A 9,411-nucleotide genomic window follows, 5' to 3' on the forward strand; every position below is an offset into this window, starting at 1 on the left:
CGATCAGCGCGGCCTGGTGCGCGTCGAGCGTGGTCGCGGCGCGCTCGGCGAGGGCCTCACCGCGCCGGCCGCCTCGGCCGGCTCGACGCTGGCCGCGCTGACCGCGGGCGGGCCGTTCGAGCTGTACCAGCTCGGCGCGCCCGGTGCCGAGCCGCAACTCGCCTCGATCACGCCGCCGGCCGATCCCGACGCGATTCCCGGCACCACGCCGCTGCCCTTCGACACCTTCGCCCGCCGCGCGCTCGAGACGCGCTTCAACCTCTGCCAGTTCGATTTCGAGATCGTGCCCTGGCGCTTCGACCGCGCCACGCTCACGCGCCTGAAGCTGCCCGCCGCGCTGGCGGTGATCACCCTGCTGGTGGCGGTGGTCGGCATCAACATCCACTGGTGGCGCCTGGCGCGCGAGCGCGACGCGATTTCGGCGCAGATCACCGAGACGCTGCTGACGGCCTTCCCCAAGACCACCACGGTGCTCGATCCGCCCGCCCAGATGACGCGCCAGATCGACCAGCTGCGGGTGGCCGCCGGCGAGCTCTCGCCCAACGACTTCCTCGCGCTGGCCAGCGGCGTGGCGCGCTCGCTCGGGCCGCTGCCGGCCAACGGCATCGCCTCGCTCGACTATCACGACCGCCGGCTCGACGTCGGCTTCAAGCCCGCCATCAAGGTCGATCCCGACTTCGGCGCGCGCCTGGCGCGTAACGGCCTGTCGGGCGAGATCGACAGCAGCACGGGCAAATGGACCATCCGGAGCGGATCATGAAGGCGGAACTGACCGAAACCCTCACCCAGTTCTGGGACGAGCGCAATTCGCGCGAGAAGCTGCTGCTGGGCTGGGGCGGCGCCCTGCTGGTGCTGGTGGTGCTGTATTCGCTGCTGTGGTCGCCGGCGGCCGAGAACAGCGAGAAGATCGCCACCTCGCTGCCGGGCATGCGCCTGCAGCTCGCGCAGATGACCGAGCAGGCCAACGAGGCGCGCTCGCTGGCCGCCGCCGCGCAGGGCGTGGCGCCCACCGGCATCGCGCTGCGCGACGCGCTGACCAGCTCGCTGTCCGATCACGGCTTCGCGGCCGCGCAGGTGCAGGTGGTCGGCAACGGCGTGCAGATCCAGCTCAAGAACGCGGCCTTCCCGGCCTGGACGCAGTGGGTGGACGACGTGCGCAAGCAGTTCAAGGTGCAGGTCGGCGAGGCGCATGCCACCGCGCTGAAGGAAGACGGCCAGGTCGACCTGACCGTGGTCATGCAACCGTCGAGCGCGAACAACAAATGAGCTTCAGCATGAAGATGGCTGCCGTCACGGCGGAGGCCGCACGCCGATGACGGTCTGGATGAGAATTCGCGCGGCGCTGCCGTGGCTGGTGGTCGGCGCGCTGGCGAGCCTGGTGGTGATCGTCGCGCTGTTGCCGGCCGCCTGGGTCACGCCGCAGTTCTCGCGCGCCACCGGCGGCCACGTCAACCTGGTCGATCCCGACGGCTCGCTCTGGCACGGCTCGGCCACCCTGCTGCTGGCGCCGGGCAGCGACCGCAGCGCCTCCACCCTGCTGCCGGGCCGCATCGAATGGCGTACCGCGTTCTGGCCGCTGTTCACCGGCCGCGTGCAGATGCAGATGCGCCAGACCCAGGCCATGCCGGACGCGATCACCGTCAACGCCAGCCTGCGCGGCGCGACCGTCTCGGCGGGCGCGATGGCCGTGCCGGCCTCGCTGCTGGTGGGGCTCGGCACGCCGTTCAACACGCTCGACCTGCAGGGCGACGTGCGGATCGGCTGGAGCGACTGGCGGCTGTTCGGCCAGGACGTGTTCGGCCAGCTCACCGTGACCATCAACGACGTCAGCTCGCGGATCTCGATCGTCAAGCCGCTCGGCTCCTATCGCGCGGTCTGGCAGGCGCAGGGCGCGAATTCGACGCTCGACCTGTCGACGCTCAAGGGGCCGTTGTTCCTGGAAGGGCACGGCAGCTTCGCCGGCCATGCCTCCTCGTTCACCGGCACCGCGCGCGCCGACGACGCGCAGCGCGAGAACCTGGCGGGCCTGTTGAACCTGCTCGGTCATCCGGTCGGCCCGGGCACGGTGTCGCTGACCTTCTGATCGTCGAGCGACGGGATCGACTCGAATGCAAAAGCGCCGACGGTGTGATGCCGTCGGCGCTTTTTTTGGTGCTGCCGATTGTCCTTGCCTCAGCGCTGCGCGACCGGCGTGCTCGCGGCAGCCGAGGCAGCCGACGGCGACGAGGCCGCGACGGGCGCTTCCACCGAGCCCGTCTCGCGGTCCATCTGCGAGGCGTCCCAGCCGCCGCCGAGCGCCTTCACCAGGTTCACCGAGGACACCATGCGATTGCCGCTCAGCACCACCAGTTGCTGCTCGGCGTTGAAGGCGGTGGTCTGCGCGGTCAGCACGCTCACGTAGTCGACGGTGCCGGCCTTGTACTGGTTGGTGACGATGTCGAGCGCGCGCTGGGCCGAATCGACGGCCGCGCGCTGCACCACGATTTCCCGCTCCAGGATGCGCAGCGAGGCGAGGTTGTCCTCCACGTCCTGGAACGCGCTGAGCACGGCCGCGCGGTACTCGGCCACGTTCTGGTCGTAGCTGGCGCGCGCCGCTTCGGTCTGCGCCGAGCGCAGGCCGGCATCGAACAGCGTGGCCGCCAGTTGCGGGCCGACGGTCCAGACCCGCGAGGGCAGCGAGAACAGTTGCGACCAGGCCGAGCTCTGCACGCCGCCGCTGGCCGACAGCGTGAGGGTCGGGAAGAAGGCGGCGATCGCCACGCCGATCTGCTCGTTGGCGGCGGCCGCGCGGCGCTCGGCGGCGGCCACGTCGGGGCGCCGTTCGAGGATCGCCGAGGGCACCACGGCCGGCGTGCGCGGCGGCTCGGCGGTGAGCGGCATCGGCGCCAGCGAGAAGCTCGAGGCCGGCACGCCGATCAGGGTGGCGATCGCGTGCTCGAACTGCGCGCGCGCGATGCCGTTGTTGATCGCCGAGGCCTGCGCCGATTGCAGCTGCGTCTGCGCCTGGATCACGTCCGAGCGCGCGGCCACGCCCTGCGCGTACTGGTTCTGGGTCAGCGTCAGCGAGCGCTGGAACGAGGCCACCGTGTCGTCGAGCAGCTTCTGCGCGGCGTCGGTCTCGCGCAGCTGGAAGTAGGTCTGCGCCAGGGTGCCCTGGGCGGACAGGCGCGCATTGGCGAGGTCCGCGGCGGCGGCCTGCTCGCCGGCCTTCTGGGCGCTGACGTTGCGGCTCACCTTGCCCCACAGGTCGAGTTCCCAGGAGGCGTCGAGCCCGGCGTTGTAGGAGGTGCTGTTGGTGCGGCCGGTCTTGAAGCCCTGGACGGTGCTGCCCGGGCTGCCCGAGCGCGTGCCGCCGGCGCTCACGCCGACGGTCGGGAAGTACGCGGCGCGCGCCTCGGCCACCAGCGCGTGGGCCTGGCGATAGGCTGCCGCGAACTGCGCGACCGACTGGTTCGCCGTGTTCAGCTTGCTCATCAGGTCGTCGAGCTGCGGATCCTGGTAGATGCCCCACCAGGGGCCGCGATCGGTGCGATCGTCGGGCTGCGCGACCTTCCAGCCTTCCGGCGCTTCCTTGTAGGAGGCCGGCACCGATACCTCGGGACGATGGTAGTCGGGACCGACCGCGCATCCGGCGACGAGCACCGCGACGGCCGTTGCCACCGCGACGCGCAGCGCGTGATGCGCACGCAAGGGAAGAACTGGCTGCATGACTGGATTCCTGTCTGGGCGCGCCCGCATGCGGGGCGACGAACGATGCGGCCGACGGCGCGGCTGCGCGCGGCCTGGCCGAAATGGTAACTGACGAACGCGGGAAAAACGATCGGATCAGCCGTAAGGTTAAGACGTGGCGGCGAGCCGATGTGTTACCGGCGCGGGGTGGCTGGTTACCGGCGATTACGGCGCCGAAAGCTGGCGAGGAGCGAGGAGGGAATGGGAACGGTGAGGTCGGCGCCGTCGCGGGCCGGCAGCCTCAATGCGTGCAATGCGGCGGGTGCAGACGTAGCGCGAGCCGCCACGAGGACGGCTCGTCGGAGGTGGCGGCGGCATCCTTGGCGCGCTGGCGCCGCTGGTCGATCCAGGCGAAACCGAGTGCCGCCAGCGAGCCGCCCGGCAGAACCAGCATCGCCACCATCAACGCAAGCTTCCAGCCGCGCGGGGAGCGGGCCAAGAGGGGACGGGCGTAGCGGCGCAGGGCGCCGGCGATCTGGATCAGGTACGGCATGACGAACTTCCTCGGGGTAGCGGATCAGGCAAGGGTGGGCATGGTGCTCGCGGATGTCTGAAGCGGGATTGGTTGCCTGAAATAATATTGACCAAGCAAGCAATTTTCAAGATACTGAGCGCGGTTTTCCCCTGGAAACAACAGATTTCCCTTCCGCGCGATGGCTCCCCTCTACGACCCCGCCAACATCGAGCTCGAGACCAGCGTCGGCCACTACCTGTCGCGGGCGCGGCAGGCCTTCGTCGAGCGCATGGACCAGGCGCTGGCCCCGCTCGGGCTGACCGCGCAGCAGATCGGCGTGATGCTGCTGCTGGCGCGCGGCGAGGCCGGCACGCCGCTGGAGCTGTCGCGGCGGCTGTCGTACGACAGCGGATCGATGACGCGCATGCTCGACCGGCTGGAGAAGAAAGGCCTGCTGGAGCGGCGCCGCAGCGCCTCGGACCGGCGCGTGATCGAACTCGGGCTGACCGGGCCGGGCCGCGCGGCGGCCGACGCGCTGCCGGGGTTGATGGCGGGCGAGCTCAATGCGCAGTTGGCCGGTTTCTCGGCCGATGAGCTGCAGACCATGACGGCGCTGCTGCAGCGCTTCATCGCCAACGCGCCGCTGCCCGCCGGCACCTGAGAGGCGAACGCCGCGAGCATCGCCCGGCACTTCACGCTTTTCCACGCCCTCTAAAAAAGGGGCATTTCCGTTGCGCCGCCCGGGCGATCGGATTCGCGCAAACCCTCGATATGCCTGTCGCGGCAGCAATCGACCCGGCATCGACACGATACCGATCGGTATCACCCCTCAGCGCGGCCCGCCCACGCTCGGCCAGGCGCGCAGGCTGTCGAAGGCCAGGTCGTCGTCGGTATCGACCGGGCCCACTTCGCGCGCCACCTCCAGCCAGGCCCGCGCCGCATGCGAGAGGTAGCCGCGCCGCTTCCAGGCCGCAGCGATCGACCAGTCGATCTCGGGCTCGACGATCGGCCGGCAACTGAAACGCGCCGGATCGAGCCGGCGGCAATACGGCGCCGGCAGCAGCGCGATGCCCACCCCGGCATGGACCAGCGCGGCCATGAAGTCCCAGTGGCCGCTGCGGCTCACGATCGAGGGCGTGAAGCCGGCCTGCGCGCAGGCGTCGAGCACGGCCTGGTGCAGCGCCAGCGCCTCGGCGTAGAACACGAAGGGTTCCTCGGCCAAGTCGGCGAGCGGCACCGTGTCCTCCTGGTCCCAGCGCGAGCCGCGCCGCGCCACCAGCCAGAGCGGCGCGCGCACCATCCGCAGCACCTCGAACACGGCCGGATCGACCGGCTCCAGCACCCCGCCCAGCTCCAGCTCGCCCGAGGCGAGCGCGGCCTCGATCATTCGCGCGCCCTGCTCGAACAGCTTCAGCTCGATGTTCGGATAACGCTGCCGGAACGCGGCGATGGCCGGCGTGAAGGCGGCGCCGCCCAGCGGCGGGATGCCGATCGTGAGCTCGCCGCGCCCGAGCTCGGCCAGGTCGTCGAGCTCGGCCTGCAGCTGGGCCTGCGCGGCCAGCACGTCCTGGCCGCGCAGGAACACGATCCGGCCCGCGTCGGTCAGCACCATCTGGCGGCTGTCGCGCAGCAGCAGCGGCGTGCCGATCTCGTCCTCCAACGCCTTGACCATCTTGCTGATGGTCGGCTGGGTCACGAACATCTGCTCGGCGGCCGCCGTGAAGCTCTGCTGGCGGACCACCTCGACGAAATAACGCAGCGCGCGCAGCTCCATGCGGCCTCCGATATGAGCCAGGGATTCCCGGGATGAAGAATTCCGATCGGGAATGATTTCGATGGGAACAAGTCATTTTATTTATGACAAGGCCGATCCTATACTCGGCTCGTCCTGTCGATCAAGTCGTGCCGCGCATCATGTCCAAGCTCCCGTTGGCCCCGCTTCCCTCCCCCTCCCCCGAAACCGCGCAGCCCGTGGCGCCGGGCCTGCCGCCAGCGCTGGCGCGTGCCGCGCGCGTGGTGTTGCAGGCGGCCGCGCTGGCGGCCTTGTGGGCGCTCGCGGATCAACTGGTGCGCATCTGCCGGCTGCCGGTGCCGGCCGGCATCGTCGGGCTCGCCGTGCTGCTGGTCCTGCTGATGACGGGCCGGGTCCGCCCGGCCGCGGTGAGGGACGGCGCGAACTGGCTGCTCACCGACATGCTGCTGTTCTTCATTCCGGCCACGGTCGCCGCGGTCCAGTACGGCGGGCTGTTTCGCGCCGAGGGCTGGCGGCTGGCCCTGGTGGTGGTGCTAGGCACGATGCTGGTGATGGGCGCGGTGGCGCTGGCGGTCGAGCGGGCGGCCCGCTTCGAGCGGCGCCTGGCGCTGGCGCGTGCCATGCGCGGCAGCTCGCGAGAGCGCCAGCCGATCATCCCGATCCGCGGCCAGGCCTGAGGACAGCGCCATGAACCTCGACCTCGCCCAGCTTTCGCCCGCGGCCAGCGGCGCGCTGTCCGCGCTCTGCCTGGCCGCCACCATCGCCCTTTACCTGGCGGCGAAACGCCTCTACGCGAAGCGCCCCAGCTTGCTGTTCTCGCCGCTGGTGATGGTGCCGGCGCTGCTGGTGGCGGCCATCGCGCTGAGCGGCATCCCCTATGCCGTCTACTTCCACGACACGCGCTGGCTGATGTGGCTGCTGGGCCCGGCCACCATCGCCTTCGCGGTGCCGATCCACGAATACCGGCACCTGATTCGCCGCCACTGGCTGTCGCTGTCGGTGGGCGTGACGGTCGGCATCGTGGCCGCCGTGGGCGGCTCGCTGCTGCTGGCCAGACTGCTGCACCTGTCGCCCGAGCTGCAGCGCAGCCTCGCGGTGCGCTCGATCTCGACGCCCTTCGCGCTGGCCGTCTCGGACCGCCTGCATGCGCCGCGCGATCTCACCGCGCTGTTCGTGATCGCCACCGGCCTGTGCGGCATGCTGCTCGGCGAGCTGCTGCTGGCGGTGCTGCCGCTGCGCTCGCGGCTGGCGCGCGGCGCGCTGTTCGGCGCGGCCGCGCATGCGGTCGGCACCGCCAAGGCGCGCGAGATCGGCGGCGAGGAAGGCGTGGTGTCGAGCCTGACGATGATGATCGCCGGCGTGGCGATGGTGCTGCTCGCGCCCTTGCTGGCGCACCTGCCCGTGTAGGGAGCGATCGCCTCTTCGGCGCCAGTCGACGGGCTGGCACCTGTCACGCCGATTCCACATCGGCGGGAGACAATCATCACTTCGGCGCCGCGACTGCGTAATCGCGTGCGCCCGGCGACGGCCCTCGCCACCGCCGCGAGCCCCGCCGGGCCTGCCTGGGGCACGCTTCCGGCCTCCCCGCTGCCGCCGCCTTTGCCGCGCGCCGCGTGCGTTCCCCGATTCGACAAACCAGCGAGATGGACGCAAATCCCCCCTCTGTTCTTCCCATCGCGCAACAGTCGGTCCGCTGACAATCAGGCTACGAGTCATCACGTAAGCAAGCTCATGGCCACCACGACCGCCTCCGCTTCACCCGAACGCCCGCCCACCGGCAAATTCAAGCGCATCGTGCTGTTCGCGCTGATCGGCCTGGTCATCGCCGCCGCGGGCGGTGCCGCCGCCTGGTACTTCCTGCTCAAGCACGAAGGCCCGGTGGCCGCCGCGCATGCCGCGCCGCAGTCGCTGGCCACGCCGGTGTTCTTCCCGCTCGAATCGATGACGGTGAACCTGCAGTCCGACGACGGCCTGCACTACCTGCGCATCGGCCTGACCCTGAAGCTCACCGATCCGACCGCCCAGGACTACCTGACCCAGCACATGCCCGAGATCCGCAGCCGGATCCTGCTGGCGCTGTCGAACAAGCATCCGGAGGATCTCGCCACGCTCGACGGCAAGCGCGAGCTGGCCGACGAGCTGCGCACCCTGATCGAGCAGCCGACGCAGCCGGGCAATCGCAGCGCCCGCGTCGACGCGGTGCTGTTCACCGATTTCGTCGTCCAGTAAGCCGCCAAGGGAGCGCCATGGGCCACGAAGAATTCATGTCGCAGGAGGAGGTCGATGCCCTCCTCAAGGGCGTCACCGGCGAGATCGATTCGACCGACGAACCGGTCGATACCTCGGGTGTCCGCCCCTACAACCTCGCGACGCAGGAACGGATCGTCCGCGGCCGGATGCCCGGCCTGGAGATCATCAACGATCGCTTCGCGCGCCTGCTGCGCGTCGGCATCTTCAACTTCATGCGCCGCACCGCCGAGATCTCGGTCAGCCAGGTGAAGGTGCAGAAGTACAGCGAGTTCACCCGCAACCTGCCGATCCCGACCAACCTGAACCTGGTGCACGTCAAGCCGCTGCGCGGCACCTCGCTGTTCGTGTTCGACCCGAACCTGGTGTTCTTCGTGGTCGACAACCTGTTCGGCGGCGACGGGCGCTTCCATACCCGCGTCGAGGGCCGCGATTTCACGCAGACCGAGATGCGCATCATCAGCAAGCTGCTGCACATGGTGTTCGAGCACTACACGGTGGCCTGGAAGAGCGTGCGGCCGCTGCAGTTCGAACACGTGCGCTCGGAGATGCACACCCAGTTCGCCAACGTCGCCACGCCCAACGAGATCGTGATCGTCACGCAGTTCTCGATCGAGTTCGGCCCGACCGGCGGCACCCTGCACATCTGCATGCCCTACTCGATGATCGAGCCGATCCGCGACGTGCTGAGCTCGCCGATCCAGGGCGAGGCGCTCGAGGTCGACCGCCGCTGGGTGCGCGTGCTGTCGCAGCAGGTGCAGGCCGCCGAGGTCGAGCTGACGGCCGACCTGGCCGAGGTGCCGACCACCTTCGAGCGGATCCTCAACCTGCGGGTGGGCGACGTGCTGCCGCTCGACATCGGCGACGCGGTGACCGCCAAGGTGGACGGCGTGCCGGTGATGGAATGCGGCTACGGGATTTTCAATGGGCAATACGCGCTGCGCGTGAACCGCATGATCGGCGCGAGCGATACGACGAAGGAAGGTGGATATGACTGAGCTGAACCCGACGCCCGACGGCAAGCAAGCGGGCGCCGACGCGGCGGACGAAGCCATGGACGACTGGGCTGCCGCGCTCGCCGAGCAGAACGAGCAGCCGATCGCCTCCGGCGCGACCGGTGCCGGCGTGTTCCAGCCGCTGTCGAAGGCGGCCTCGAACTCGACGCACAACGACATCGACATGATTCTCGACATCCCCGTCAAGATGACCGTCGAACTGGGCCGCACCA

Annotated in this window: 11 protein-coding genes and 1 pseudogene; 9 read left to right on the forward strand and 3 right to left on the reverse strand. The window is 69.9% G+C overall.

What is annotated here, in order from left to right:
- The 3 genes from gspL to gspN form a co-directional block, all read left to right on the forward strand.
- Window positions 1-760 (forward strand): type II secretion system protein GspL (gene gspL / locus F3J18_RS32810; protein WP_166916263.1); only part of this gene is annotated, 760 nt, incomplete at its 5' end.
- Complete coding sequence (locus tag F3J18_RS32815) at window positions 757-1,266, forward strand: type II secretion system protein M (protein ID WP_043278000.1); 510 nt, start codon at window positions 757-759, stop codon at window positions 1,264-1,266. The genes gspL and F3J18_RS32815, both read left to right, overlap by 4 nt.
- Window positions 1,267-1,312: 46 nt before the next feature.
- A complete protein-coding gene (gspN, locus tag F3J18_RS32820) occupies window positions 1,313-2,083 on the forward strand; it encodes a type II secretion system protein N (RefSeq protein ID WP_166916265.1) in 771 nt (256 codons plus the stop codon).
- 89 nt (window positions 2,084-2,172) lie between these two features.
- On the opposite strand, the gene F3J18_RS32825 is transcribed toward gspN, so the two are convergent.
- A complete protein-coding gene (locus tag F3J18_RS32825; protein ID WP_166916267.1) occupies window positions 2,173-3,708 on the reverse strand; it encodes an efflux transporter outer membrane subunit in 1,536 nt (511 codons plus the stop codon).
- Window positions 3,709-3,970: 262 nt separating this feature from the next.
- Window positions 3,971-4,222 (reverse strand): hypothetical protein, encoded by a 252-nt coding sequence (locus F3J18_RS32830; protein WP_013696120.1) that lies wholly within the window; start codon window positions 4,220-4,222, stop codon window positions 3,971-3,973.
- 160 nt (window positions 4,223-4,382) lie between these two features.
- Between F3J18_RS32830 and F3J18_RS32835 the strand changes: the two genes are divergently transcribed.
- A complete protein-coding gene (locus F3J18_RS32835) occupies window positions 4,383-4,844 on the forward strand; it encodes a MarR family transcriptional regulator (protein ID WP_013696119.1) in 462 nt (153 codons plus the stop codon).
- A gap of 168 nt (window positions 4,845-5,012) precedes the next feature.
- On the opposite strand, the gene F3J18_RS32840 is transcribed toward F3J18_RS32835, so the two are convergent.
- Window positions 5,013-5,957: a LysR family transcriptional regulator gene (locus tag F3J18_RS32840; protein ID WP_166916269.1), complete on the reverse strand. Its 945-nt coding sequence runs from the start codon at window positions 5,955-5,957 to the stop codon at window positions 5,013-5,015.
- Window positions 5,958-6,097: 140 nt separating this feature from the next.
- On the opposite strand from F3J18_RS32840, the gene F3J18_RS32845 reads away from it, so the two are divergent.
- The 5 genes and pseudogenes from F3J18_RS32845 to F3J18_RS32865 form a co-directional block, all read left to right on the forward strand.
- Window positions 6,098-6,613 (forward strand): CidA/LrgA family protein, encoded by a 516-nt coding sequence (locus F3J18_RS32845; protein ID WP_345891758.1) that lies wholly within the window; start codon window positions 6,098-6,100, stop codon window positions 6,611-6,613.
- A 10-nt stretch (window positions 6,614-6,623) separates the two neighbouring features.
- A complete protein-coding gene (locus tag F3J18_RS32850) occupies window positions 6,624-7,343 on the forward strand; it encodes an LrgB family protein (protein ID WP_105827238.1) in 720 nt (239 codons plus the stop codon).
- 324 nt (window positions 7,344-7,667) lie between these two features.
- Window positions 7,668-8,165, forward strand: a complete 498-nt coding sequence (fliL, locus tag F3J18_RS32855) for a flagellar basal body-associated protein FliL (RefSeq protein WP_166916271.1) — start codon at window positions 7,668-7,670, stop codon at window positions 8,163-8,165.
- A 17-nt stretch (window positions 8,166-8,182) separates the two neighbouring features.
- Complete coding sequence (gene fliM, locus F3J18_RS32860; protein ID WP_025097292.1) at window positions 8,183-9,181, forward strand: flagellar motor switch protein FliM; 999 nt, start codon at window positions 8,183-8,185, stop codon at window positions 9,179-9,181.
- A pseudogene (locus tag F3J18_RS32865) lies at window positions 9,174-9,411 on the forward strand (flagellar motor switch protein FliN); the annotation flags it as partial. The gene fliM and the pseudogene F3J18_RS32865, both read left to right, overlap by 8 nt.

Source organism: Burkholderia sp. Ax-1720 (assembly GCF_011753035.1).
In the GTDB taxonomy this organism is placed as follows: Bacteria; Pseudomonadota; Gammaproteobacteria; order Burkholderiales; family Burkholderiaceae; genus Burkholderia; species Burkholderia gladioli.

Excerpts from the sequence above, each read along its gene's own strand:
- fliM (WP_025097292.1), top strand. The coding sequence starts at position 8,183 with ATGGGCCACGAAGAATTCATGTCGCAGGAGGAGGTCGATGCCCTCCTC.
- F3J18_RS32845 (WP_345891758.1), top strand. The coding sequence starts at position 6,098 with ATGTCCAAGCTCCCGTTGGCCCCGCTTCCCTCCCCCTCCCCCGAAACC.
- F3J18_RS32815 (WP_043278000.1), top strand. The coding sequence starts at position 757 with ATGAAGGCGGAACTGACCGAAACCCTCACCCAGTTCTGGGACGAGCGC.
- F3J18_RS32830 (WP_013696120.1), bottom strand. The coding sequence starts at position 4,222 with ATGCCGTACCTGATCCAGATCGCCGGCGCCCTGCGCCGCTACGCCCGT.
- gspN (WP_166916265.1), top strand. The coding sequence starts at position 1,313 with ATGACGGTCTGGATGAGAATTCGCGCGGCGCTGCCGTGGCTGGTGGTC.
- fliL (WP_166916271.1), top strand. The coding sequence starts at position 7,668 with ATGGCCACCACGACCGCCTCCGCTTCACCCGAACGCCCGCCCACCGGC.
- F3J18_RS32835 (WP_013696119.1), top strand. The coding sequence starts at position 4,383 with ATGGCTCCCCTCTACGACCCCGCCAACATCGAGCTCGAGACCAGCGTC.
- F3J18_RS32825 (WP_166916267.1), bottom strand. The coding sequence starts at position 3,708 with ATGCAGCCAGTTCTTCCCTTGCGTGCGCATCACGCGCTGCGCGTCGCG.
- F3J18_RS32850 (WP_105827238.1), top strand. The coding sequence starts at position 6,624 with ATGAACCTCGACCTCGCCCAGCTTTCGCCCGCGGCCAGCGGCGCGCTG.
- F3J18_RS32840 (WP_166916269.1), bottom strand. The coding sequence starts at position 5,957 with ATGGAGCTGCGCGCGCTGCGTTATTTCGTCGAGGTGGTCCGCCAGCAG.